23 protein-coding genes are annotated in these 23,443 nt (G+C 66.8%); 11 read left to right on the forward strand and 12 right to left on the reverse strand.

Features of this window, described 5'->3' with window-relative positions:
* The coding region (locus ACMUOO_RS00005) for an NADP-dependent isocitrate dehydrogenase (RefSeq protein ID WP_413854625.1) at window positions 1-1,704 on the forward strand (1,704 nt) is incomplete at its 5' end.
* A gap of 47 nt (window positions 1,705-1,751) precedes the next feature.
* Here ACMUOO_RS00005 and ACMUOO_RS00010 read toward each other — a convergent pair.
* The 10 genes from ACMUOO_RS00010 to ACMUOO_RS00055 form a co-directional block, all read right to left on the reverse strand.
* Window positions 1,752-3,503 carry a PHA/PHB synthase family protein gene (locus ACMUOO_RS00010; protein ID WP_301919253.1) on the reverse strand — a complete coding sequence of 584 codons (1,752 nt, stop codon included), beginning with the start codon at window positions 3,501-3,503 and terminating at the stop codon, window positions 1,752-1,754.
* Window positions 3,504-3,721: 218 nt separating this feature from the next.
* Window positions 3,722-4,498: a succinate dehydrogenase iron-sulfur subunit gene (locus ACMUOO_RS00015; RefSeq protein ID WP_301919254.1), complete on the reverse strand. Its 777-nt coding sequence runs from the start codon at window positions 4,496-4,498 to the stop codon at window positions 3,722-3,724.
* Window positions 4,499-4,501: 3 nt separating this feature from the next.
* Entirely contained in the window at window positions 4,502-4,798 is a 297-nt protein-coding gene (locus tag ACMUOO_RS00020; protein ID WP_301919255.1) for a hypothetical protein, read from the reverse strand.
* The gene (gene sdhA / locus ACMUOO_RS00025; RefSeq protein ID WP_301919256.1) at window positions 4,798-6,603 is read right to left on the reverse strand and encodes a succinate dehydrogenase flavoprotein subunit; all 1,806 of its coding nucleotides are present in this window, start codon (window positions 6,601-6,603) and stop codon (window positions 4,798-4,800) included. The genes ACMUOO_RS00020 and sdhA overlap by 1 nt, the downstream gene beginning before the upstream one ends.
* A gap of 11 nt (window positions 6,604-6,614) precedes the next feature.
* Complete coding sequence (locus ACMUOO_RS00030; protein WP_301919257.1) at window positions 6,615-6,986, reverse strand: succinate dehydrogenase, hydrophobic membrane anchor protein; 372 nt, start codon at window positions 6,984-6,986, stop codon at window positions 6,615-6,617.
* A gap of 12 nt (window positions 6,987-6,998) precedes the next feature.
* Window positions 6,999-7,388: a succinate dehydrogenase, cytochrome b556 subunit gene (sdhC, locus tag ACMUOO_RS00035; RefSeq protein WP_301919258.1), complete on the reverse strand. Its 390-nt coding sequence runs from the start codon at window positions 7,386-7,388 to the stop codon at window positions 6,999-7,001.
* 185 nt (window positions 7,389-7,573) lie between these two features.
* Entirely contained in the window at window positions 7,574-8,266 is a 693-nt protein-coding gene (locus ACMUOO_RS00040; protein ID WP_301919259.1) for a DUF1194 domain-containing protein, read from the reverse strand.
* A 35-nt stretch (window positions 8,267-8,301) separates the two neighbouring features.
* Window positions 8,302-9,333: a MaoC family dehydratase gene (locus ACMUOO_RS00045; protein ID WP_301919260.1), complete on the reverse strand. Its 1,032-nt coding sequence runs from the start codon at window positions 9,331-9,333 to the stop codon at window positions 8,302-8,304.
* 33 nt (window positions 9,334-9,366) lie between these two features.
* Window positions 9,367-9,924 (reverse strand): NnrU family protein, encoded by a 558-nt coding sequence (locus tag ACMUOO_RS00050; protein WP_301919261.1) that lies wholly within the window; start codon window positions 9,922-9,924, stop codon window positions 9,367-9,369.
* Between the two features lie 40 nt (window positions 9,925-9,964).
* The gene (locus tag ACMUOO_RS00055; RefSeq protein WP_301919262.1) at window positions 9,965-10,840 is read right to left on the reverse strand and encodes an HpcH/HpaI aldolase/citrate lyase family protein; all 876 of its coding nucleotides are present in this window, start codon (window positions 10,838-10,840) and stop codon (window positions 9,965-9,967) included.
* A 210-nt stretch (window positions 10,841-11,050) separates the two neighbouring features.
* Here ACMUOO_RS00055 and ACMUOO_RS00060 point away from each other — a divergent pair, with 210 nt between their 5' ends.
* Entirely contained in the window at window positions 11,051-11,206 is a 156-nt protein-coding gene (locus tag ACMUOO_RS00060) for a hypothetical protein (protein ID WP_301919263.1), read from the forward strand.
* Here the strand turns inward: ACMUOO_RS00060 and ACMUOO_RS00065 are convergent.
* Window positions 11,203-11,952, reverse strand: coding sequence for a sulfite exporter TauE/SafE family protein (locus ACMUOO_RS00065; RefSeq protein WP_301919264.1), 750 nt, complete (start codon window positions 11,950-11,952; stop codon window positions 11,203-11,205). The genes ACMUOO_RS00060 and ACMUOO_RS00065 overlap by 4 nt on opposite strands.
* Window positions 11,953-12,113: 161 nt before the next feature.
* Here ACMUOO_RS00065 and mdh point away from each other — a divergent pair, with 161 nt between their 5' ends.
* From mdh to lpdA, 9 genes are all read left to right on the forward strand, one after another.
* Complete coding sequence (gene mdh, locus ACMUOO_RS00070) at window positions 12,114-13,076, forward strand: malate dehydrogenase (protein ID WP_301919265.1); 963 nt, start codon at window positions 12,114-12,116, stop codon at window positions 13,074-13,076.
* A 241-nt stretch (window positions 13,077-13,317) separates the two neighbouring features.
* A complete protein-coding gene (sucC, locus tag ACMUOO_RS00075; protein ID WP_301919266.1) occupies window positions 13,318-14,511 on the forward strand; it encodes an ADP-forming succinate--CoA ligase subunit beta in 1,194 nt (397 codons plus the stop codon).
* Between the two features lie 2 nt (window positions 14,512-14,513).
* Window positions 14,514-14,828: a hypothetical protein gene (locus ACMUOO_RS00080; RefSeq protein ID WP_301919267.1), complete on the forward strand. Its 315-nt coding sequence runs from the start codon at window positions 14,514-14,516 to the stop codon at window positions 14,826-14,828.
* A 3-nt stretch (window positions 14,829-14,831) separates the two neighbouring features.
* The gene (sucD, locus tag ACMUOO_RS00085) at window positions 14,832-15,716 is read left to right on the forward strand and encodes a succinate--CoA ligase subunit alpha (protein WP_301919268.1); all 885 of its coding nucleotides are present in this window, start codon (window positions 14,832-14,834) and stop codon (window positions 15,714-15,716) included.
* A 22-nt stretch (window positions 15,717-15,738) separates the two neighbouring features.
* Window positions 15,739-16,458: a sulfotransferase family 2 domain-containing protein gene (locus ACMUOO_RS00090; protein WP_301919269.1), complete on the forward strand. Its 720-nt coding sequence runs from the start codon at window positions 15,739-15,741 to the stop codon at window positions 16,456-16,458.
* A 93-nt stretch (window positions 16,459-16,551) separates the two neighbouring features.
* Window positions 16,552-19,521 carry a 2-oxoglutarate dehydrogenase E1 component gene (locus ACMUOO_RS00095; protein WP_413854633.1) on the forward strand — a complete coding sequence of 990 codons (2,970 nt, stop codon included), beginning with the start codon at window positions 16,552-16,554 and terminating at the stop codon, window positions 19,519-19,521.
* Complete coding sequence (odhB, locus tag ACMUOO_RS00100; protein WP_301919271.1) at window positions 19,521-21,074, forward strand: 2-oxoglutarate dehydrogenase complex dihydrolipoyllysine-residue succinyltransferase; 1,554 nt, start codon at window positions 19,521-19,523, stop codon at window positions 21,072-21,074. The genes ACMUOO_RS00095 and odhB overlap by 1 nt, the downstream gene beginning before the upstream one ends.
* A gap of 47 nt (window positions 21,075-21,121) precedes the next feature.
* Complete coding sequence (locus tag ACMUOO_RS00105; protein WP_301919272.1) at window positions 21,122-21,364, forward strand: hypothetical protein; 243 nt, start codon at window positions 21,122-21,124, stop codon at window positions 21,362-21,364.
* A 117-nt stretch (window positions 21,365-21,481) separates the two neighbouring features.
* On the forward strand, window positions 21,482-22,870 hold the full coding sequence (gene lpdA, locus ACMUOO_RS00110) for a dihydrolipoyl dehydrogenase (RefSeq protein ID WP_301919273.1): 1,389 nt from the start codon (window positions 21,482-21,484) through the stop codon (window positions 22,868-22,870).
* A 48-nt stretch (window positions 22,871-22,918) separates the two neighbouring features.
* Here lpdA and ACMUOO_RS00115 read toward each other — a convergent pair whose 3' ends face one another.
* Entirely contained in the window at window positions 22,919-23,416 is a 498-nt protein-coding gene (locus ACMUOO_RS00115; RefSeq protein WP_301919274.1) for a DUF4405 domain-containing protein, read from the reverse strand.
* Window positions 23,417-23,443: the final 27 nt, after the last annotated feature.

Raw genomic sequence — 23,443 nt, forward strand, 5'->3', positions numbered from 1 at the left:
GGCGCCGACGATTTCTTCTCGAACGAGAAATCCGCAATCGTCACCGAGGCGCAGGCCGGCGCCGCACGGATCGAACTCACAGGCAAGGACGGGACGGTCAAGGTCCTGAAGGACAAGGTTCAATACCCCGCCGGCACCGTCGCGGACGCCACCTTCATGTCCGCGAAGGCGCTCGACCGCTTCCTGAAGGAGCAGATCGAAACCACGAGGGCCGACGGGACGCTCTTTTCGCTGCACCTGAAGGCCACGATGATGAAGGTCTCCGACCCGATCCTCTTCGGGCATGCGGTCCGCGCCTATCTCGAGCCCGTCTTCGACCTTTATGGCGCCGAGCTTTCCGCGGCCGGGGTCAACCCGAACTCGGGCCTGGGCGCGATGCTCGACAGCATTGCCGGGATGGTGAACGGGGCCGAAATCGAGGCGGCGATCAAGGAAACCCTCGCCGCCCGCCCGCCGCTCTACATGGCGAACTCCGACAAGGGCATCACCAACCTGCACGTGCCCTCGGACGTCATCATCGACGCCTCCATGCCGGCGCTGATCCGCGCCGGCGGCAAGGCCTGGGGCCCCGACGGCCGCGAGGCGGACACGAACTGCGTGATCCCCGACAGCTCCTACGCGCCGGTCTACGACGAGGCGGTGCGCTACTTCAAGGAAACCGGCGCACTCGATCCGCGGACGGCCGGAACCGTGCAGAACGTCGGGCTCATGGCGCAGAAGGCCGAGGAATACGGCTCGCACCCGACGACCTTCGAAATTCCCGTCGACGGCACCGTGAGGGTCGTTCTGGCCAATGGCGACGTCCTGCACGAACATGCGGTCGAAGCCGGCGACATCTGGCGCGCGGCCAGTACCCGAAAGGCCCCGATCGAGGACTGGGTGAAGCTCGCCATCGAAAGGCAGAAGGCAGAGGGCTGTCAGGCAATCTTCTGGCTCGACGCGGCCCGCGGACATGATGCGGTACTCATCGGCCTCGTCAAGCCGCTCCTCGAGAAGGCGGGGGTTGCCGACCGGTTCAAGATCATGTCGCCCCGCGCGGCCACGCGGCTGACGCTGGAAACCATCCGCAGGGGCGAAAACTCCATCGCGATCACCGGCAACGTGCTGCGCGACTACCTGACCGACCTCTTCCCGATCCTCGAACTTGGCACCTCGGCCAAGATGCTGTCGATCGTGAAGCTGATGAACGGCGGCGGGATGTTCGAGACGGGCGCGGGCGGTTCCGCGCCGAAGCATGTCCAGCAGCTTGTCGAGGAAAACCACCTGCGCTGGGACTCGCTCGGCGAATTCTGCGCCCTGGGGGAAAGCCTCAGCTTCCTCGCCGAGACCAGCGGCAATGCCAGGGCGCGTGTGCTCGGCAAGGCCGTGGATGCGGCGACCCAGGGCATTCTGGACAATGACCGCTCGCCCGAACGGAAGGCCGGCCAGCCCGATAACCGTGACAGCCACTACTGGTTCGCGCGCTATTGGGCGGAGGCCATCGCCGCGCAGGATGACGATGCCGGTCTCGCCGCAAGGTTCCGCAAGGTCGCCGACGCGCTCGCACAAGACGAAGCGGCGATCCTGTCCGAACTCGGTGCTGCGCAGGGCAAGCCCGCCGATCTTGGCGGCTACTACCACCCCGACGCATCGAAGGTCGCGCGTGTGATGCGCCCCTCGGCCCGGTTCAACGCGATCATCGACGGGCTGGCGGCGTCCCGATAGGGCCACAGGTCAGGCGGCACCTGCCCCGGGGTGCCGCCGCCGGCCCGCTACTTCGCCCGAACGTAGCTTCCGGGCGCGTCCTCGATCGCCTTCAGACCGCCCTTTCCCGGCACCCGCGCCGGCACCGGCGCCGCAGGCGAATGCGCCTCGATCCAATCCGACCAGGCGGGCCACCAGGAGCCCTGGTGCTGCTCCGCCCCGGCGAACCAGTCCGCAGCCGAGGGCGGATAGTCGTCGCGCGTCCAGTAGCCGTATTTCGGCCGCGCCACGGGCGGGTTTATCACCCCGGCGATATGGCCCGATCCGCCGAGCACGAACTTCACCTCGCCGCCCAGAAGCTGGGTCGTCGGGTAGATCGAGGTCCAGGGCGCGATGTGGTCCTCCTTCGTCGCCAGCACGAAGAACGGAACTTCGATCCGCCCGAGGTCGATGGGCGTTCCGTCGAGCGTGATCTGCCCGGGCTGCCTCAGCCCGTTCTCGATGTAGATCTTCTCCAGATACCAGAGCAGCATCGCTGCCGGGAGCCGCGTGCTGTCGGCGTTCCAGAAGAGAAGGTCGAAGGCCGGCGGCTTCCGTCCCATCAGGTAATTCATCACGTGGAACGACCAGACGAGGTCGTTTTCCCGGATCATCGAGAACATGTCCTGAAGGTGGTGGTTTTCGAGGTACCCCTTCTCCTTCATATGCGTCCTGAGAACCTTCAGCCGGTCGCGGTCGATGAAGACGCCGATCTCTCCCACGTCGGTGAAATCGACCATGGTGGCGAAGGTCGTGGCGGTGGCGATGCGCTTGTCCTTCCGCGCCGCGAGGAGCGCGACAGTCGCGGTCACGAGGATGCCGCCGATGCAGAAGCCGAGGATGTCGAACTTCTTCTCGCCGCTGTCCTTCTCCATCGCATCAAGGGCGGCGAGGGGGCCGAGCTTCATGTAGTCCTCGAAACTCAGTTCGGCATGTTCCTTCGTCGGGTTGACCCAGGAGATGAGATAGACGCTGTGCCCCTGGCTCAGCATGTAGCGGACAAGGCTGTTCTCGGGCTTGAGATCGAAGATGTAGTATTTGTTGATCCACGGCGGCACGAAAAGCAGCGGGCGCTTCTTCTGCTTCTCGGTCAGGGGCGCATAGTGGATGAGCTGCATGAGCTTGTTCTGGTAGACGACCTTGCCGGGCGATGTCGCCAGATCGCGCCCTACCTCGAAGGCGGTGGGGTCGTTGGTGGCGATGTCGAGCCGGCCCTGCCCGCGCTCGAGGTCCTCGACGAGGTTGCGGAAGCCCTCCAGCAGGCTCGCGCCCTCGGTCTCGAGGAAGCGCTCGCGGGCGGCCGGGTTGAGCGCGAGGAAATTCGTCGGCGCCAGCGCGCTCAGCATCTGCCTTGTGTAGAACTTCACCCGCAGCGCGTCCTTCGTGCCATCGGGCAGGGCTTTCAGGAACCGTTCCGTCGCGCGTTCCAGTGCAAGGTGCGAATCCCGCAGCCCCCGGGCGATCGGGTCGGCATCCCACTTCCGGTCGCGGAAGCGCTTGTCGGCAGCGCCTTGCCCTTCCCCCGCCCAGGCATCGCGCCAGGCCTTGGCCCAGTCCATCCAGGCGTTCTGGGCAAATTCGGTGACGGCGATGGGGTCCGACATCACCTCGGACCAGATCTTCAGGTAGGCGGACATGACCGAGTTGGCGTCGACGATGGAGAATTCGTCGCCCGTGGCCTTGGCGGCAGCGGCGACCTGGGACTGCGCCAGAACCGCCTGCGTCCGTGCCATCAGGTCGGACCATTCTTTCAGGCGGCTTCCCAGCGTGTCGACATCCATCTCGGCAATCCTCCATGCGGCCGTCAGGGCAGTGGCCGCCCTCCGGGCAGGCCAAGCTTAGCGGCATCCACACCGGCCGTCTCGCGGATTTCGCAACCACGCGGGCCGCTTGGGCGTCGCGTCAACCACCGACCGCCCTCCGGCGACGTCCGTTCAGCCGCGGCGCGGGCCGAGGCCGGGTCCGCGCTTGCCGAGCCGGCGCGCACGGGCCGGGCGCCTCAGACCACGCGCTCGACCATCAGCCGCTTGATCTCGGCGATGGCTTTCGCCGGGTTCAGCCCCTTCGGGCAGGTCTTGGTGCAGTTCATGATCGTGTGGCAGCGGTAGAGCTTGAACGGGTCCTCAAGCTGGTCCAGCCGCTCGCCCGTCGCCTCGTCGCGGCTGTCGATGATCCAGCGATAGGCGTGCAGAAGTGCTGCCGGGCCGAGATAGCGGTCGCCGTTCCACCAGTAGCTTGGGCAGGCGGTGGAGCAGGACGCGCACATCACGCATTCATAGAGCCCGTCGAGCTTCCTGCGGTCCTCGATCGACTGGCGCCACTCCTTCGCCGGACGGTTGGTCTTCGTCTCCAGCCAGGGCATGATGCTGGCATGCTGGGCGTAGAAATGAGTCAGGTCGGGGATCAGGTCCTTGATGACCGGCATGTGCGGCAGCGGGTAGATCTTCACGTCGCCGGTGATCTCGTCAAGGCCGTAGATGCAGGCCAGCGTGTTGATCCCGTCGATGTTCATGGCGCAGGAGCCGCAGATGCCCTCGCGGCAGGACCGGCGGAAGGTCAGCGTCGGGTCGATCTCGTTCTTGATCTTGATGAGCGCGTCCAAGACCATCGGGCCGCACTTGTCCATGTCGATGAAATAGGTATCGACCCGCGGGTTCTCGCCGGTGTCGGGATCCCAGCGGTAGACCTGGAACTTGCGGACGTTCCGGCCCTCGGGCCGCGGCCAGGTCTTGCCGACGCGGACCTTGGAATTCTTGGGAAGCGTGAACTGGACCATGTCTTATCCCTTCCAACCGGGGAGGTCATAGAGCGGCCGTCGCGGGAACTGGCCGGATTTCTGATAGACGCAGGTGGTGTAGAGGGCCGCAGGGTCCTTGCCCTGCAGCCAGTCGGAGGAGACCTCCAGCCGGAGCTTCGACTTCGCCCCGCCCGAGCCCGCCCCCACCGCCACCAGCCCGCGCGGGCCGGCGGCAAGCCGGGCGCGGTCGAAGCACGCCTCCTCGGCGCGTTCCACCGACATCGGCCCGCAGGCCGCGACCAGCGCGACGGCCGGCAGGAGGGCGGCGCGCGCCTGCATCAGTAGACCCGCGCCTTGGGCGCGATCTTCTTCAGGCTGATGCCGCCCTCGGCCTCGGACGTCAGCGGATCGAGATGGACGGGCCGGTAGTCGAGCCGGACCTCCGCGCCCTCCACCCGCGCGAGCGAATGCTTGCGCCAGTTGGCGTCGTCGCGGTTGGGATGATCCTCGCTCGCATGCGCCCCGCGACTTTCCTTCCGCGCCTCGGCAGCCACGATGGTGGCGAGCGCGTTGGGCATGAGGTTCGTCAGCTCCAGCGTCTCCATCAGGTCGGAGTTCCAGATCAGCGAGCGGTCGGTTACCTTGAGGTCGTCCATCTTGGCCGCGATGCGCTTCATCTTCTCCGCGCCCTCGGCAAGCGTCTTGTCCGTGCGGAAGACGGCCGCGTCGGACTGCATGGTCTTTTGCATCTCAAGCCGCAGCTCGGCGGTCGACAGGTTGCCCTTGGCGTGGCGGAGGCCGTCGAAGCGGGAAAGCGCCCTGTCCACCTCGCCAGTGTTCGTCGCGGGCACGGCACGGACACGGTCCACGACCTGCCCCGCCCGGATCGCCGCGGCGCGGCCGAAGACCACGAGGTCGATGAGCGAGTTGGAGCCGAGACGGTTCGCCCCGTGGACGGAGGCGCAACCCGCCTCGCCCACCGCCATGAGGCCGGGGAAGACGTTGTCGGGCTTGCCTGGCAGGGGATTCAGCACCTCGCCCCAGTAGTTCGTCGGGATCCCGCCCATGTTGTAGTGCACCGTCGGCAACACCGGGATGGGCTCCTTCGTCACATCGACTCCGGCGAAGATCTTCGCCGACTCGCTGATGCCCGGCAGCCGTTCGTGCAGCGTTTCGGGCGGCAGGTGGTTGAGGTGCAGGTGGATATGGTCCTTGTGCTCGCCCACGCCGCGCCCCTCGCGGATCTCGATGGTCATGCAGCGGCTGACCACGTCGCGCGATGCCAGGTCCTTGTAGGTCGGCGCATAGCGTTCCATGAACCGCTCGCCCTCGGAGTTGGTGAGGTAACCGCCCTCGCCCCGCGCGCCCTCGGTGATGAGGCAGCCGGCACCGTAGATGCCGGTCGGGTGGAACTGGACGAACTCCATGTCCTGCAAGGGCAGGCCCGCACGCGCCACCATCCCGCCGCCGTCGCCGGTGCAGGTGTGGGCACCCGTCGCCGAGAAATAGGCCCTGCCGTAGCCGCCGGTCGCCAGCACCACCATCTTGGCATTGAAGACATGGATCGTGCCGTCGTCGAGCTTCCAGGCCACCACGCCGGTGCAGGCGCCGTCGGTGATGACGAGGTCGATGGCGAAGTACTCGATGAAGAATTCCGCCTTCTGCTTCAGCGACTGGCCGTAGAGCGTGTGCAGGATCGCATGGCCGGTGCGGTCGGCGGCCGCGCAGGTGCGCTGCACCGGGGGGCCCTCGCCGAATTCGGTCGTATGACCGCCGAAGGGGCGCTGGTAGATCTTGCCCTCCTCGGTGCGGCTGAAGGGCACGCCGTAGTGCTCGAGCTCGTAGACCGCCTTGGGCGCCTCCCGCGCGAGGTATTCCATCGCATCGGTATCGCCAAGCCAGTCCGAGCCCTTCACCGTGTCGTACATGTGCCACTGCCAGTGGTCCGGCCCCATGTTCGACAGGCTGGCGGCGATGCCGCCCTGTGCCGCCACGGTATGCGAGCGCGTCGGAAAGACCTTGGTGACGCAGGCTGTCCGCAGCCCCTGTTCGGCCATGCCCAGCGTCGCGCGGAGGCCCGCGCCACCGGCGCCCACCACGACCACGTCGTATTCATGCGTTTCGTAAGGATAAGCAGCGGTCATCGTGAGTTTCCTTAAAGCGCGAGCCGGATCAGCGCGTAAAGCCCGGTGGCGATGGTCGCGTAGGTGATGCAGACGACCGCGACGATCAGCGCCTTGCGCATGAAGCCGTGGGCATAATCCTCGATCATCATCTGCGCGCCGTGGCGGAAGTGGAGCATCCCTACCCAGAGCGTCAGCCCGGCGACGATCGCCGGAAACGGACGGCCGTAATATTCGACCACCGTCGCGTGATCGGCGCCGACAACCCGGCCGAAGGTGAAGATGAAGAGCGGCACGAGGACGGCAAGGCCGACCGCGCTCATCTGCATGTACCAGTGATGCGCGGTTCCGGTCTTGGCGGAGCCGAGGCCGGCGGCGCGCTTGGCATCGGTGAGGTATCGCATGTCCGCCCCCTTTCAGAGAATGGTGATGGTGATGAGGGCCAGCCCGACCGACCCGAGGATCACGCCCCAGCCGAGCCGCTCGGCGGTCGGAATGTCGAGCCCGCGGCCGCTGTCGAACCAGAGGTGCCGGAGCCCGGCGAGATAGTGGTACCAGACCGCCCAGATCGATCCTGCGAAGACGAGCTTGCCGATCCAGCTCCGCACCACCGCGTCGGCCACGGCGAAATACTCGGCACTCGTCGCCGCAGCGAGCAGCCACCAGACGATGAGAAGGGCGGCGGCGATCAGGGCGTTGCCGGTGATCCGCGTCAGGATCGAGCTGATGGAGGTGAGCTGCGGACGATAGTATGGCCCGATCATGAAAGGCGACAGCGGGCGCTTGCCCCGGTTGACATCGGCCATTTCGGTCCCCCTTTTTCTCGCGCCCGGCCGCGCAGGGGGGCGCCTTCGCCCTTCTCAATAGCGCAAATCCCGCCCATGTCACGCCGCGAATGGACGAAATGCGCGGAATCGGTGCGCGTTAGCGTTAAAGTCGCGGTTTGTGATCACATGGAAAAAATTCGTGATCACACTTTCCAGTGCGCTGGTCACCGCTCGAAACGTGCGGGAATCGCCCCGGCCGGCAGCGCGGACACCGGCCGCTCCGTCTCGCGCCTGAGCTTGCGGCGCATCCGCTCCGGATACTCGTCATAGCTTTCGGCGGTCACGACGAAGGCGTTCGCGCCGGTCATGACGTTGCGGGCGAAATAATCCGGCAGCTCCGCGTCCTCGCCCCGGATCACGAGGGCATTGACGACGATGGCGAGGCTGTCCATTTCCGCCCGGATTTCGCCGGGCTCCGTCCCCTCGTTGCTGCGCCCGTCCGAGGAGATGTCCATGACCCGCCGGCGGCAGGCGGGCGCCTGATCGAAGACGCCCATGCCGAAGGTCATCGCCTGCCCGATGGCGGTCGAGAACTCCGTCCAGACGCGCGGCACCCTCCTGATCCGCGCCGCAAGGGCTTCGACATCCTCGGGCCGCTCGATCCGCGTCCAGCCGACCGACAGTTCCTGCCGCGAAGCGCCCGTCCATTGCATCAGCGCGACCGCCGCCCCGGCCCTTACGAGCGCCTCGGTCACGACCCCGTCGCGCAGCCCCTCTGCCAGCCCCTGCATCTGCACCGCATATTCGCCCGAATCGACCGAGCCCGAGACGTCGACAGCGAGGAGGAGCGCAAGCTCGCATCCCGCCGCCGGGGCGGCGAGCACAGGGAGAAGACAGAGGGCAAGGACCCGGCGCATGGGCAGAGCATAGCGCGCGGCCCGGGCGCGAGCGATCACAAAGGCATCAAGGCCCAGTAGTCGAGGTCCAGAAGCACCTCGGGCCGGTATCTCCCCTCCGGGTCCCTTAGCGCGAAGGGCGCCGCGCCGTGCTTCACCGCGACCAGCCTGAGCCGGATCGCGCCGACGCCGGGCGCCGCGGTTTCGGCCTTGTCGAGCACCTCGGACCAGGCCCGCACCGTGTCGCCCGCGAAACAGGGGCTGGCATGGGCGCCCGCGTTCAGCGCCACGAGCATCTGCGCATTCGCCAGCCCGTTGAAGCTGAGCCCCCGGGCGAGCGAGATCACATGCCCGCCATAGATCAGCCGCCGCCCGTCCTCGCGGTTCGTCGCGTCGAAATGAACCTTGGCCGTGTTCTGCCAGAGCCGGGTGGCCAGCATGTGCTCGGCCTCCTCGACCGTCACGCCGTCCACGTGGTCGATCTTCTCGCCCACCGCGTAGTCGCCCCAGCGGTGCGGCTCTCCGGCGAGTCCGAAGTCGTATCCCGTGAAGTCGAGCCCCTCGGGCAGCACCAGATCTGCGGGCGCCACGACCGGCTGGAGGACCGGCACCGCCGCTTCGGACGCCGGGGCGGCGGCGTCGCGCTTGCGGATCATCACCCAGCGGACGTATTCCAGCACGACCTCGTCGTGCTGGTTCAGTCCGCGCGTCCGGACCCAGACGACCCCCGACTTGCCGTTGGAGTTCTCCTTCACCCCGATCACCTGGCTTTCGGAGCGGAGTGTATCCCCCGGCCAGACCCGCTGGATCCAGCGCCCCTCGGCATAGCCGAGGTTGGCGACGGCGTTCAGGCTGATGTCCGGCACGGTCTTGCCGAAGACCGTGTGGAAGGCGATGAGATCGTCCATCGGGGCGGCCTTCAGGCCGCAGGCGCGGGCGAAGGCGTCCGAGGAATGGAGCGCGTGACGGGCGGGGTAGAGCGCGTGGTAGACCGCACGCTCGCCCCCCGAGACGGTCCGCGGCACAGCATGGGCGATGACCTCGCCGACCTGATAGTCCTCGAAGAACCGGCCCGGATTGGTTTTCATCGCTCTTCCTTCTGTCTTTGTCGCGGCGGGGCCCTAGCCGTAGGTCCCGAGGAACGGGTTGTAGCCGAGCCAGATATGGATGCCCGCGATCAGCCCGTAGAGGACGACCGCGATTGCAAGGGCGATCGCGTCGCCCCTGAGCCCGCCCGGCGCCGGCCGCGCCCATTCGCCCTGCGCATTGATCAGGAGAATGGACGCCACGGCCCAGAGGCCGAGCCCGCCGAAGAGCACGATCGACGCCAGATCGCCATTGACCAGAAGATGCGCCACGGCCCAGACAACCACGCTCGTCAGCATCGGATGCCGCAGTCGGGCGCGAAGCCGCCCCTTGCTGTGCGACAGGCCGAAGAGAAAGAGCGCCACGAGCATCAGAAGGTCGGTCAGGTGCCCCATCCCCGGCAGGGGCGTGTAGACGGGCTCGACCTCGGCCCGCCGGTAGCCGATCACCATGAGGATGAGCGCGGCGAGCGAGAGCACGGTCACGGCCATCTTGCCCGGCATCTCGCCCATCCGCGCCCTGAGACCGGGGGCGAGGCGCTTGAACAGGTGCGCGGCGACCCAGAGAATGAGGCCGAGAACCAGGATCTGCATTGCGAAATCTCCCTGACCGAAACGCGGGCAGAGCCTTTCCCTATTTCGCGCGCTCCGCAATGGCTTCCGCGCGGGCAAGCGCCTGGCGGGCGGTCGCGACATGCAGGTTCTCGACGATCCGCCCGTCCACCACGGCGACACCCTGCCCCGCTGCCTTCGCTTCCTCGAAGGCCGCGATCTGGCGGCGGGCGAGGTCGATTTCGGCCTCCGACGGCGCGAAGGCCGCGTTGGCGATGGCAAGCTGCGCCGGATGGATGAGCGTCTTGCCGTCGAAGCCCATGTCGCGGCCCTGCTCGCATTCCGCCATCAGCCCCGCCTCGTCCTTGAAGGCGTTGTAGACTCCATCGACGATGATCCGGCCGTAGGCCCTGGCGGCCAGAAGGCAGAGCCCGAGCCCCGCCTGCATCGCGAGCCGGTCCTGCCGGAATCGGCTGCCGAGTTCCCGGGCGAGGTCGTTCGTGCCCATCACCATGCCCTCCAGTCGCGGATGCGCGGCGATGGCGGCGGCATTCAACATGCCGAGCGCGGTCTCCATCATCGCCCATAGCGGAATGTCGGGCACGAGCGCCGCCACCGTATCGAGATCGGCGGGGGATGAGACCTTAGGAACGAGAATCGCATCGACCATAGCGCCCGCCCGGATCGCTGCGGCGAGGGCGATTGCATCCTCGCGCCCCCAGTCGGTGTCGAGCCCGTTCACCCGCACGATCCGCGCCCGCCCGCCAAAATCGGCCTCGGCCAGCACCCGCGCGAGGAGCGCGCGGGCATTCGCCTTCTCGTCCGGCGCCACGGCATCCTCGAGGTCGAAGATGATCGCATCGCAGTCAAGTTCGCGGGCCTTGTCCAGCGCACGCTCCTTCGAGCCGGGGATGTAGAGCACCGAACGATAGGGGCGCGGGCGAAGGGCGGCGACCATCGGGAATCTCCTCGCAACATTATTGCGTCAAAGACCACAGTGGCGGCACTTTCGGCAAGAGCTATTTGCCGCAACGCAGAAACCCCCGACCCTCACCGTGCCTGCAAGGCTCCCGCGGGGGCTCCGTCGCCACCGCGCGCGCTCCGTTCACCGCATCTTCGCCGCCCGGCCGCAGCATCGCCTCGCCCCACGAAACAGCGGAAACGCCCCATGCAGCAGAAACTCTTCGCCCTCTCGCTCGGCTTCGCGGTCCTCATCCTCGCCACGCACCACTCCTTCGCGGCGGTTCCGCCGCAAACCGGCGCGCCGGCCGGGACGTGGATCGGGATCGCCAACGCAGATACCGTGGCGGCCTTTGGTCCCTAGCCACCCACCGCCGCGTCCCAGAGGTGCTTCAGCGACACCGCGAGAAGCGCCCAGGTGACAAGACGGAAGAAGAGCCGCTCCGGCAGGACGCGCACCAGCCAGACCCCCGCCAGCACCGCCGCCACCGCCGGCAGCGACAGGATCGCCGCCGCCTTCAGGTTCGCCGCCGAAAACTGGCCGAGCGCCCAGTAGGGGATCAGTTTCACGGCATTCACGAAGGCGAAGAACACGGTCGCCGTGCCCGCAAAAACAGTCTTTTCCAGCCCGAGCGGCAGGACATAGACCTGATAGGGCGGCGCGCCGGCGTGACTGACGAAACTCGTGTAGCCGGTGATCGCGCCCCAGAAGATCCCGGGGCCGACGCGGGCCGGACCGCGCCCCGCATTCTCTGGCCGCCGGCCGAGAAGAAGCGTCAGCGCGAAGGCCACCCCGATCGCCCCCACGATCCCCGCCACCAGCCGGTCGGGCACCGAGGCCGCGGTCATCCAGCCGAACCCGACACCCAGCACCGCGGCGGGCGCGAGGATCGAGAGGACCCGCCGGTCGAACGCCCTCCGGTAGGCGTAAAGCCCGATCAGGTCCGAGGCGACATAGACCGGCAACAGCAGCCCCGCCGCCGCCACGGGCGAAATCGCGAGCGCCAGGACAGGCACCGCGAGCATTCCCACGACCGGCAGCCCGCCCTTCGACAGCCCGACAAGCACCGCGGCGAGACATCCCAGAACCCAGAACTCCGCGCCGATCATGCCCAGAAACCCTCCTGCCATCCGGGCCCAACCCCTACAGTGCCGCAGCATGACGCAAAAGGGGCCGGACATGCCGCATTGCGGCAGGCTTGCGCGAAAAGGCCGGAGCGATTAGGCAGTGCGGCGGAAATGACCCATCTCAGCAGGAGCCGGAGACCATCATGGCCAGACCCAGGATCGCCCTCATCGGCGCGGGACAGATCGGCGGCACGCTCGCCCATCTCGCCGCGATCAAGGAACTCGGCGACGTCGTTCTCTTCGACATCGCCGAAGGCACGCCCCAGGGCAAGGCGCTGGACATCGCGCAGTCCGGTCCCGTCGAGGGCTTCGACGCGGCCCTGAAGGGCGCCAACAGCTACGAGGACATCGCCGGCGCCGATGTCTGCATCGTCACCGCCGGCGTGCCGCGCAAGCCCGGGATGAGCCGCGACGATCTTCTGGGCATCAACCTAAAGGTGATGAAGGCCGTGGGCGAGGGCATCAAGGCCCATGCGCCGAACGCCTTCGTGATCTGCATAACCAACCCCCTGGACGCGATGGTCTGGGCGCTGCGCGAGTTCTCGGGGCTGCCCGCGAACAAGGTCGTCGGGATGGCCGGCGTGCTCGACTCGGCGCGGTTCCGCCATTTCCTCAGCCTCGAATTCAACGTGTCGATGAAGGACGTGACCGCCTTCGTCCTTGGCGGCCACGGCGACACGATGGTGCCCCTGGTGCGCTACTCCACCGTCGCCGGCATTCCCCTGCCCGACCTCGTCGAGATGGGATGGACCACGCAGGAAAGGTTGGATGCCATCGTCCAGCGCACCCGCGACGGCGGGGCCGAGATCGTCGGCCTCCTGAAGACCGGCTCGGCCTTCTACGCGCCCGCCGCCTCGGCGATCGAGATGGCGGAAGCCTACCTCAAGGACCAGAAGCGCCTGCTGCCCTGCGCCGCCTATGTGGACGGTGCCTACGGGCTCAGCGGCATGTATGTCGGCGTGCCGACGATCCTCGGCGCCGGCGGCGTGGAGCGCATCGTCGACATCAAGCTGAACCGCGACGAACAGGTGATGTTCGACAAGTCGGTGGAGGCCGTGCGCGGCCTCGTCGCCGCCTGCAAGGCGATCGACCCCTCGCTCGCCTGACATTTCCGGGGCGCCCGCCGGGCGCCCCGCCTTCCCGGCGCGGACCCGCCGGACCCCGCGCGAATCCCCCTCCCCGCAGACGATCCGGCCCAGGCGATCCCTATGTGATCACACTTTTTCTGGCCGTGATCACAAAAATGCAGTTTTCTGCCGCTCCCGCGGATTTGCCGCATTTATCGTTTCGCCAATCCGCGCCGTTGTGCGAAGAACCCGCAAAACCGAACGCAAGCGGGGATCAGCGATGAACATCCACGAATACCAGGCCAAGGCTCTCCTGCGCTCCTACGGCGCGCCGGTCTCCGACGGCCGCGTCGTGCTCAGGGCCGAAGAGGCCAAGACCGCGGCGGGCGAGCTTGACGGGCCCCTCTGGGTCGTGAAGGCGCAGATCCACGCGGGCGGCCGCGGCAAGGGCAGGTTCAAGGAAGCCGAAGCGGGGGAAAAGGGCGGTGTCCGCCTCGCGAAATCGGTCGAGGAGGCTGCGTCGATGGCCAAGCAGATGCTCGGCCGCACGCTCGTCACCCACCAGACCGGGCCGGCGGGCAAGCAGGTCAACCGCATCTACATCGAGGACGGCTCCGACATCGCGCGCGAGCTTTACCTCGCGCTTCTCGTCGACCGCGGCACTTCCCGTGTCTCCTTCGTCTGCTCGACCGAAGGCGGGATGGACATCGAGGACGTGGCCGCGAGGACGCCCGAGAAGATCCTTTCCTTCGCCGTCGATCCGGCCACCGGGCTGTCCGATTTCCACGGCCGCCGCGTCGCCTTCGCCCTCGGGCTCGAAGGCAACCAGGTCAAACAATGCGTGGGCCTGATCAAGACGCTCTACCGCGCCTTCATCGAGAAGGACATGGAGATGCTGGAGATCAACCCGCTCGTCGTGCTGAAGGACGGCAACCTCAAGGTGCTCGACGCCAAGATCGGCTTCGACAACAACGCGCTCTACCGCCAGCCCGAGGTCATGGCGCTCCGGGACGAGACGGAAGAGGACCCCAAGGAACTCGCGGCCTCGAAGTTCGACCTGAACTACATCGCGCTCGACGGCGAGATCGGCTGCATGGTGAACGGCGCGGGCCTTGCGATGGCGACGATGGACATCATCAAGCTTTACGGCGCGGAACCCGCCAACTTCCTCGATGTGGGCGGCGGGGCGACGAAGGAGAAGGTGACCGAGGCCTTCAAGATCATCACCTCGGACCCCAACGTGAAGGGCATCCTCGTCAACATCTTCGGCGGCATCATGCGCTGCGACATCATCGCCGAGGGCATCATCGCCGCGGTGAAGGAAGTGGGCCTCCAGGTTCCGCTGGTGGTGCGGCTCGAGGGCACCAACGTCGAGAAGGGCAAGGAGATCATCGCGACTTCCGGCCTCAACGTGATCGCGGGGGACAACCTGTCGGACGCCGCGCAGAAGATCGTGAAGGCGGTGCGGGGGTGAGTATGACCGAACAGTGGGAGAAAGTCCTCACCAGCGGCGCAATCAAGAATGGAAACATCTCGTTCAAAGGATGCCCCTTCACGATTGATCCGGCCTTCGTCGGAGGGACTAACGCCAGCGCCCCGGCAGCAAGGACGATCACCGTCACGTTCAAACCGGGAAGCGTGAGCCAACAGTGGTTCTATTCGGATAAAATGCTGTTCGCCAATCGAAATCCGCACACCAAGGATTTCTTCTCCCGAGTTGGGGCACGCGAAGGCATGGCTATTCGTATTACGAAAACGTCGCAGAATTCTCTGCTTATCGAGAAGGCCTAAGCAATGTCCGTACTCGTCGACAAGAACACCAAGGTCATCTGCCAGGGCTTCACCGGCTCGCAAGGCACCTTCCACTCCGAACAGGCGATCGCCTACGGCACCAAGATGGTCGGCGGCGTGACGCCGGGCAAGGGCGGGAGCGAGCACCTTAACCTCCCCGTCTTCAACTCGGTCCACGAGGCGATGGCGAAGACCGGCGCCGACGCGACCGCGATCTACGTCCCGCCGCCCTTCGCCGCCGACAGCATCCTCGAAGCCATCGACGCCGAAATGCCGCTCATTGTCTGCATCACCGAAGGCATCCCGGTCCTCGACATGATGAAGGTGAAGCGTGCGCTCGAAGGCTCGAAGTCGCGGCTGATCGGCCCGAACTGCCCCGGCGTCATCACCCCGGGCGCATGCAAGATCGGCATCATGCCCGGCCATATCCACAAGCGCGGCTCCTGCGGGGTGGTCAGCCGTTCCGGCACCCTCACCTACGAGGCGGTGAAGCAGACCTCGGACCTCGGCCTCGGCCAGTCCTCGGCCGTGGGCATCGGCGGCGACCCGATCAAGGGCACCGAGCATATCGACGTCTTGGAGATGTTCCTCGCCGACCCCGAGACGACCTCGATCATCATGATCGGCGAGATCGGGGGCAGCGCCGAGGAAGAGGCGGCGGAATACCTTGCCGCGCAGAGGAAGAAGGGCCGCTGGAAGCCGACCGCCGGCTTCATCGCCGGGCGCACCGCGCCGAAAGGCCGCCGCATGGGCCATGCCGGCGCCATCGTCTCGGGCGGCAAGGGCGACGCGGAATCGAAAATCGAAGCGATGAAGCGCGCCGGCATTGTGGTCGCCGACAGCCCAGCCCATCTTGGCGAGGCGGTGATGAAGGCGATCAAGGGCTGAGAGCCGGGCGGGAGGACGGGACATGCCGGTTTTCCGGATCGGTGACAGGCTCCACTACTATGCCCATGTGCCGAAATGCGGCGGCTCGTCGGTGGAGGCATATCTGAAGGCCCGTTTCGGCGGACTCGCGTTCCTGAACACCCGTTTCCTCGACCTGCCCGAGGCGCGGCGCTGGACGCGCTCCTCGCCGCAGCACCTTCCCTGGGACGCCTTCACCCGGCTTGTCCCCGCCGACTGGATCGCCTCGTCCTTCGCGGTGGTGCGCCACCCCGTGAGGCGGCTCGTCAGCGCGTTCCAGTACCAGGTGGAGGTGGAGGGCACGGTGGCCCCGCTCTGGTCGATCGACGAATGGTTCGACGACTGGCTGAAACGCGCGGCCGGGGAGCCCTTCCTCTACGACAACCACCTCTGCCCGCAATCGGCCATCGTGCCGAAGGACGCCACGGTCTTCCGGCTGGAGGACGGGCTCGACGCCATCGTGCCGCATCTCGACCGCCTTGCCGGCGACACCGGCGGACCCCGCGCCATCCCGGCCGAGAACGTCCGCAAGAAGGGCATGGCGCCCGATGCCGAGCGGCTGAAACCCTCTGCCGAAACGCTCGGCCGCATCGCAGCCTTCTACGGCGAGGATTTCGCCCGGTTCGGTTATGCCGAGGGCGCCGCGCCGAAGTCCGCCCATGCCGCGCCAAAGCCGAAGGGCCTGAAAGCCCTCGTCGGCACCCTGACCGGGAGACGCGGATGATGCGCGGCCCCCACCCGACGCCCCCCCCGAGCGCCCAGCGCGCGACCCCTTTCATGTGAGGAGCGGCCGGCCGAGCGCCCGCCGAATGAGATCATGACGGAACAGAAACCCAACGACCAGTTCCACGCCTCGTCCTTCCTGCAGGGACACAATGCGGAATATGTCGAACAGCTCTACGCCCGCTATGCCGCCAACCCGGACGCCGTCGATGCAAGCTGGGCCGCTTTCTTCCGAAGCCTCGGCGACAGCGAGACCGACGTTCGGCGCGAGGCCAGGGGCGCGTCCTGGGACCGGCCCGACTGGCCGCCGCAGCCTGCCGACGACCTGACCGCCGCGCTCACCGGCGAATGGCCGATGGCGGCTCGGGAAATGAAAGGCGCGGGCGACAGAATCAAGGCGAAGGCCGCCGAACAGGGCGTTGCCGTCAGCGACGACCAGATCAAGCGTGCTGTCCTCGACAGCATCCGCGCGCTGATGATCATCCGCGCCTACCGCATCCGCGGCCATCTCATCGCCGACCTCGACCCCCTCGGCATGCGCGAGGAAAACCCGCATCCCGAGCTTGACCCGAAGTCCTACGGCTTCGCCGATGCCGACATGGACCGGCCGATCTTCATCGACAACGTGCTCGGCCTCACCCACGCCTCGATGCGCGAGATCATCGACATCGTGAAGCGCACCTATTGCGGCACCTTCGCGCTCCAGTACATGCACATTTCCGACCCCGCCCAGGCGGCGTGGCTGAAGGAGCGGATCGAGGGCTACGGCAAGGAGATCAGCTTCACCCGCGAGGGCCGGAAGGCGATCCTGAACAAGCTCGTCGAGGCCGAAGGCTTCGAGAAGTTCCTGCACGTCAAGTACATGGGCACCAAGCGCTTCGGCCTCGACGGCGGCGAGGCGCTGATCCCCGCGATGGAGCAGATCGTCAAGCGCGGCGGCAATCTCGGTCTGAAGGAAATCGTCATCGGCATGCCGCACCGCGGCCGGCTCTCGGTCCTCGCCAACGTGCTCGCCAAGCCCTACCGCGCCATCTTCAACGAGTTCCAGGGCGGCAGCTTCAAGCCCGAGGACGTGGACGGCTCGGGCGACGTGAAATACCACCTCGGCGCCTCCTCCGACCGGACCTTCGACGGCAACACCGTCCACCTGTCGCTGACCGCCAACCCCAGCCACCTCGAGGCGGTGAACCCGGTCGTCCTCGGCAAGGTGCGCGCCAAGCAGGACCAGCTCGGTGATCAGTCCGAACGCCGCGCCGTCCTGCCGGTCCTTCTGCACGGCGACGCGGCCTTCGCCGGACAGGGCATCGTGGCCGAGTGCTTCCAGCTTTCGGGCATCAAGGGCCACCGTACCGGCGGCACCATGCATATCGTCGTGAACAACCAGATCGGCTTCACCACCGCGCCCCACTTCAGCCGCACATCGCCCTACCCGACCGACATTGCCCTGATGGTCGAGGCGCCGATCTTCCACGTCAACGGCGACGACCCCGAGGCCGTCGTCCACGCCGCCAAGGTTGCCACCGAGTTCCGCCAGATGTTCGGCAAGGATGTGGTCATCGACATCTTCTGCTACCGCCGCTTCGGTCACAACGAAGGCGACGAGCCGATGTTCACCAACCCGGCGATGTACAAGACGATCAAGACCCACAAGACCACGCTGCAACTTTATACCGAGCGTCTGGTGAAGGATGGCCTCATCCCGGAGGGCGAGATCGAGGACATGAAGGCCGCCTTCCAGGCCCATCTCAACGAGGAGTTCGAGGTCGGCAAGACCTACAAGCCGAACAAGGCCGACTGGCTCGACGGCCGCTGGGCGCACCTTGACCGCGAGGGGGAGGAATATTCGCCCGGCAAGACCGCGATCACCAAGAAGGCGATGACGGAGATCGGCGCCGCCCTGACCCGAGTGCCGGAGGGCTTCGACATCCACAAGACCGTCGCGCGCCAGCTCGAGGCAAAGGCGCAGATGTTCAAGTCGGGGCGCGGCTTCGACTGGGCCACGGCCGAGGCGCTGGCCTTCGGCAGTCTCTTGACCGAGGGCTATCCCGTGCGCCTCTCCGGCCAGGACTGCACCCGGGGCACCTTCTCGCAGCGCCATTCCGCCTTCGTCGATCAGGCGACCGAGGAACGGCACTATCCGCTCAACCACATCAAGCCGGGCCAAGCGCGTTACGAGGTCATCGACTCGATGCTCTCGGAATATGCCGTGCTCGGCTTCGAATACGGCTATTCGCTCTCCGAACCGAACGCGCTCACCATCTGGGAGGCGCAGTTCGGCGATTTCGCGAACGGCGCGCAGATCATGTTCGACCAGTTCGTCTCATCGGGCGAATCGAAGTGGCTCCGGATGTCGGGCCTCGTCTGCCTCCTGCCGCACGGGTTCGAAGGCCAGGGGCCGGAACACTCCTCGGCGCGGCTCGAACGCTTCCTGCAGCAATGCGCGCAGGACAACTGGATCGTCGCAAACTGCTCGACGCCCGCGAACTACTTCCACATCCTGCGCCGGCAGGTGCACCGGTCGTTCCGCAAGCCCCTGATCCTGATGACGCCGAAGTCGCTCCTCCGGCATCCGATGTGCGTCTCCGACGCGGAGGATTTCACCACCGGCTCGACCTTCCACCGCGTCCTCTGGGACGATGCGGAAAAGGGCCATTCGGCGACGAAGCTTGCCGCCGACAAGAAGATCCGCCGCGTGGTGATCTCGTCGGGCAAGGTCTACTACGATCTTCTGGCCGAACGCGATGCGCGCGGGCTTTCGGACGTCTACCTGCTCAGGCTCGAACAGTTCTACCCCTTCCCGGCGCAGTCGCTGGTGAAGGAACTTGAACGCTTCAAGGGGGCCGAGATCGTGTGGTGCCAGGAAGAACCGAAGAACCAGGGCGGCTGGTCGTTCGTGGAGCCGAACCTCGAATGGGTGCTCGGGCGCATCGGCGCGAAGCACGGCCGCGCCCGCTACGTCGGTCGCAGCGCCTCGGCATCGCCGGCGACCGGCCTCGCCTCGCGCCACAAGGCCGAGCAGGAGGCACTGGTGAACGAGGCGCTGACCGTGGGAGCATCGGGCTGATGGCCACCGAAGTCCGCGTCCCCACGCTCGGCGAGAGCGTGACGGAGGCCACCATCGCCACCTGGTTCAAGAACGTGGGCGAGATGGTCGCGGCCGACGAGATGCTCTGCGAACTCGAGACCGACAAGGTGACAGTGGAGGTGCCCGCCCCCGCTGCCGGCCGCCTTGTCGAGATCGTCGCGCGGGAAGGCGAGACCGTGGGCGTGAACGCGCTTCTCGCCCAGATCGCCGAAGAGGGCCACACCGGCCCGGAAGAAATGACCCCGAAGAAAAGCGCCGTTGCCGCGCCGATAGCCGAAGAGGGCAAGATGTCTGGAAAGAATACCGATGTGATGGTTCCCGCGCTCGGCGAAAGCGTGACCGAGGCGACCGTCTCCACCTGGTTCAAGAAGGTGGGCGACGCCGTCGCCGTGGACGAGATGCTCTGCGAACTCGAGACCGACAAGGTCTCGGTCGAGGTGCCCTCGCCGGTCGCGGGCGTGCTGGCCGAGATCGTCGCGCCCGAGGGCGCGACCGTGGATGCCAAGGCCCGGCTTGCCGTGGTGACCGAAGGCGCGGCCGGCGTGGCCCTGAAGGCGGCAGAACCCAAGGCCGCAGCCTTGGCCGCCGTCGGCTCGCCCGGCGCGGGTCCGGAAACGCCGAAGCCGCGGGCCGACGTCGAGGACGCCCCATCGGCGAAGAAGGCCATGGCCGAGGCGGGTCTCACCGCCGATCAGGTCATCGGCACCGGCCGCGACGGAAGGATCATGAAGGAAGACGTGGCGAAGGCCGCCGCCGCGCCGGCCGCCCCGGTCGTTTCGGCCGCGCCCGCGCCTGCCGCCGCCCCTCGCGCCCCGGTCCCGGCCGAGGATGCCGCGCGCGAGGAACGGGTGAAGATGACGCGCCTGCGCGCCACCATCGCCCGCCGCCTCAAGGACGCGCAGAACACCGCCGCGATGCTGACCACCTATAACGAGGTGGACATGAAGGGCATCATGGACCTTCGCAACGAATACAAGGATGCCTTCGAGAAGAAGCATGGCGTCAAGCTCGGCTTCATGTCCTTCTTCGTGAAGGCCTGCTGCCACGCGCTGAAGGAAGTGCCCGAGGTCAACGCCGAGATCGACGGCGGCGATGTCGTCTACAAGAACTTCGTCCATATGGGCGTCGCGGTCGGCACGCCCTCGGGCCTCGTCGTGCCGGTGGTGCGCGATGCCGACCAGATGGGCTTCGCCGCGATCGAGAAGAAGATCGCCGAACTCGGCCTCCGCGCCCGTGACGGGAAACTGAGCATGGCGGAGATGCAGGGCGGCAGCTTCACCATCTCGAACGGCGGCGTCTACGGCTCGCTCATGTCCTCGCCGATCCTGAACCCGCCGCAATCGGGCATCCTCGGCATGCACAAGATCCAGGACCGCCCGGTCGTCGTCGGCGGCCAGATCGTCATCCGCCCGATGATGTATCTCGCCCTCAGCTACGACCACCGCATCGTGGATGGGAAAGGGGCGGTGACGTTCCTGGTGCGGGTGAAGGAGGCGCTGGAGGACCCGAGACGGCTGCTGATGGATCTCTGACCGGATGGCGGGCGTTGTCCCACCATCAACCCGGAAAAGGAGCCCCCATGCAACTCATCTGCGAGATCGACACCGGCGGTTTCGACGCCTGGAAATCCGGCTTCGACGACCGTGCCGAGGCGCGCGGCCAGGCCGGGCTGACCATGCTCCAGATGTGGCGCGATGCCGATGACGGTGCCCGCGCCGTGGTCCTCTTCGAGGTCCACGACCGGGCGCGGGCAGAGGAGTGGGTTCGGACCGAAGGCGCGCTCCACGCGCCCGTCGCGGCCCGCTTTCTGAGGACGGCATGAGGCCCCGCGGGGCCACCGGAACCAGACTCCGTCCCGACGGGTGTCGGGACGGATGCCAGACGCAAGACCGACGCCCGCGGGACGCGGGCCGGACACCGGAATCCGAAGGAGCAGGACATGGCTGAGTTTGATGTGATCGTGATTGGCGCCGGCCCGGGCGGCTATGTATGCGCCATCCGCTGCGCGCAGTTGGGGCTGAAGACCGCCTGTGTCGAGGGTCGCGAGACGCTCGGCGGGACCTGCCTCAATGTCGGTTGCATCCCGTCGAAGGCGCTGCTTCACGCCAGCCACATGCTCCACGAGGCCGCACACAATTTCGAGAAGATGGGCCTCGTGGCGTCGGTGCCGAAGGTCGACTGGGCGAAGATGCTCGGCTACAAGGACGACGTCATCGCCCAGAACACCAAGGGCATCGAATTTCTCTTCAAGAAGAACAAGGTGACCTGGCTGAAGGGCTGGGGACAGATCCCCGCTGCGGGCCAGGTGAAGGTGGGCGACGAGATCCACACCGCGAAGGCCATCGTCATCGCCACCGGGTCGGAACCCTCCTCTCTCCCCGGGGTCGAGATCGACGAGGAGACCGTCGTGACCTCCACCGGCGCGCTCGCGCTGCCCAAGGTGCCGAAGTCGATGGTGGTCATCGGCGCCGGCGTCATCGGGCTCGAGATGGGGTCGGTCTATGCCCGCCTCGGCACCGAGGTGACGGTTGTCGAATACCTCGACGCGATCACTCCGGGCATGGATGGTGAGGTGGCAAAGACCTTCCAGAGAATCCTTGGACGTCAAGGATTCAAGTTCGTCATGGGCGCTGCCGTCCAGGGTGTGAAAACCGCGAAGGGCAAGAACGCGGTGACCTACAGGCTCCGCAAGGACGACAGCGAGGCGACGCTCGAGGCCGAGGTGGTGCTCGTCGCGACCGGACGCAGGCCCTATACCGCCGGACTCGGGCTTGAGGCCTTGGGCGTCGAGATGGAAAAGCGCGGCCAGGTCAAGACCGACGCCCACTGGCAGACAAGCGTCAAGGGCATCTACGCCATCGGCGACGCGATCGCGGGGCCGATGCTCGCCCACAAGGCCGAGGACGAGGGCATGGCGGTCGCCGAAGTCGTCGCGGGCAAGGCCGGGCACGTCAACTATGGCGTCATCCCCGGGGTGATATACACCACGCCCGAGGTGGCAAGCGTCGGCAAGACAGAGGAGCAACTGAAGGAGGAAGGCCGCGCCTACAAGGTCGGCAAGTTCTCCTTCATGGGCAACGGGCGCGCCAAGGCGGTGTTCCAGGGCGAGGGCTTCGTGAAGATCCTCGCCGACAAGGAGACCGACCGCGTGCTCGGCTGTCACATCATCGGGCCGGCGGCGGGCGACCTCATCCACGAGGTCTGCGTGGCGATGGAGTTCGGGGCGGCCGCGCAGGATCTGGCGCTCACCTGTCACGCCCACCCCACCTTCTCGGAGGCGGTGCGGGAAGCGGCACTGGCCTGCGGGGACGGCCCCATTCACGCATGAAGGACCGCTTCTGATGGAAGACGCCCCGCCATGGAGGGGCGTCTTCGTTCAGGACGACAGGCCGATGATCGCCACGGCGAGCTCAGCGTCGCTCTTGCCCGAGGCCGCGGCGATCTCGCGCAGCGTCCTGCCGATTTCGGCGCCGCTGAGACCTGCGCCCCTCAGGCCCTCGACAAGCTCTGCCCCGGTCATTCCGAAGACCGGCGCGGCGAGTTCCGGCGTGGCGGCGTAGAGCGCCTGGGCGAGCTGGAATTGCGGCGGGCCGGTCCGCGCGTCGCCGGCGGGCACGAAGAATACCGCCGCCGCAGCAACCGACAGGGCCAGCGACAGAGCCATGGGCAAGCGTCTCAGATAGGCGGTCATTGGCCGCCAGTTCTTCCAGAGGTGCAGCGCGAACGGCACGATGAGGACCATGCTGAGCCATTCGTGCATCCCGTGGAAGGCCGCCGGCCCGACGTGGAAGAAAAGCGCGAGCCCAGAGACGAGCGATACGAGAAAGAGCCCCGTGATGAGCGGGGTGGCGTAGCGGTTTGGAAGCGATGGCATCGAAAACTCCTGGCGCCGGGGCGCCAG

This window comes from Albidovulum sp., from assembly GCF_041919395.1.
In the GTDB taxonomy this organism is placed as follows: domain Bacteria; phylum Pseudomonadota; class Alphaproteobacteria; order Rhodobacterales; family Rhodobacteraceae; genus Albidovulum.

What these genes read in the sequence shown, in the direction of transcription:
- ACMUOO_RS00010 (WP_301919253.1), bottom strand. Translation starts at nt 3,503, where the DNA reads ATGGATGTCGACACGCTGGGAAGCCGCCTGAAAGAATGGTCCGACCTG.
- ACMUOO_RS00015 (WP_301919254.1), bottom strand. Translation starts at nt 4,498, where the DNA reads ATGGTCCAGTTCACGCTTCCCAAGAATTCCAAGGTCCGCGTCGGCAAG.
- ACMUOO_RS00020 (WP_301919255.1), bottom strand. Translation starts at nt 4,798, where the DNA reads ATGCAGGCGCGCGCCGCCCTCCTGCCGGCCGTCGCGCTGGTCGCGGCC.
- sdhA (WP_301919256.1), bottom strand. Translation starts at nt 6,603, where the DNA reads ATGACCGCTGCTTATCCTTACGAAACGCATGAATACGACGTGGTCGTG.
- ACMUOO_RS00030 (WP_301919257.1), bottom strand. Translation starts at nt 6,986, where the DNA reads ATGCGATACCTCACCGATGCCAAGCGCGCCGCCGGCCTCGGCTCCGCC.
- sdhC (WP_301919258.1), bottom strand. Translation starts at nt 7,388, where the DNA reads ATGGCCGATGTCAACCGGGGCAAGCGCCCGCTGTCGCCTTTCATGATC.
- ACMUOO_RS00040 (WP_301919259.1), bottom strand. Translation starts at nt 8,266, where the DNA reads ATGCGCCGGGTCCTTGCCCTCTGTCTTCTCCCTGTGCTCGCCGCCCCG.
- ACMUOO_RS00045 (WP_301919260.1), bottom strand. Translation starts at nt 9,333, where the DNA reads ATGAAAACCAATCCGGGCCGGTTCTTCGAGGACTATCAGGTCGGCGAG.
- ACMUOO_RS00050 (WP_301919261.1), bottom strand. Translation starts at nt 9,924, where the DNA reads ATGCAGATCCTGGTTCTCGGCCTCATTCTCTGGGTCGCCGCGCACCTG.
- ACMUOO_RS00055 (WP_301919262.1), bottom strand. Translation starts at nt 10,840, where the DNA reads ATGGTCGCCGCCCTTCGCCCGCGCCCCTATCGTTCGGTGCTCTACATC.
- ACMUOO_RS00060 (WP_301919263.1), top strand. Translation starts at nt 11,051, where the DNA reads ATGCAGCAGAAACTCTTCGCCCTCTCGCTCGGCTTCGCGGTCCTCATC.
- ACMUOO_RS00065 (WP_301919264.1), bottom strand. Translation starts at nt 11,952, where the DNA reads ATGATCGGCGCGGAGTTCTGGGTTCTGGGATGTCTCGCCGCGGTGCTT.
- mdh (WP_301919265.1), top strand. Translation starts at nt 12,114, where the DNA reads ATGGCCAGACCCAGGATCGCCCTCATCGGCGCGGGACAGATCGGCGGC.
- sucC (WP_301919266.1), top strand. Translation starts at nt 13,318, where the DNA reads ATGAACATCCACGAATACCAGGCCAAGGCTCTCCTGCGCTCCTACGGC.
- ACMUOO_RS00080 (WP_301919267.1), top strand. Translation starts at nt 14,514, where the DNA reads ATGACCGAACAGTGGGAGAAAGTCCTCACCAGCGGCGCAATCAAGAAT.
- sucD (WP_301919268.1), top strand. Translation starts at nt 14,832, where the DNA reads ATGTCCGTACTCGTCGACAAGAACACCAAGGTCATCTGCCAGGGCTTC.
- ACMUOO_RS00090 (WP_301919269.1), top strand. Translation starts at nt 15,739, where the DNA reads ATGCCGGTTTTCCGGATCGGTGACAGGCTCCACTACTATGCCCATGTG.
- ACMUOO_RS00095 (WP_413854633.1), top strand. Translation starts at nt 16,552, where the DNA reads ATGACGGAACAGAAACCCAACGACCAGTTCCACGCCTCGTCCTTCCTG.
- odhB (WP_301919271.1), top strand. Translation starts at nt 19,521, where the DNA reads ATGGCCACCGAAGTCCGCGTCCCCACGCTCGGCGAGAGCGTGACGGAG.
- ACMUOO_RS00105 (WP_301919272.1), top strand. Translation starts at nt 21,122, where the DNA reads ATGCAACTCATCTGCGAGATCGACACCGGCGGTTTCGACGCCTGGAAA.
- lpdA (WP_301919273.1), top strand. Translation starts at nt 21,482, where the DNA reads ATGGCTGAGTTTGATGTGATCGTGATTGGCGCCGGCCCGGGCGGCTAT.
- ACMUOO_RS00115 (WP_301919274.1), bottom strand. Translation starts at nt 23,416, where the DNA reads ATGCCATCGCTTCCAAACCGCTACGCCACCCCGCTCATCACGGGGCTC.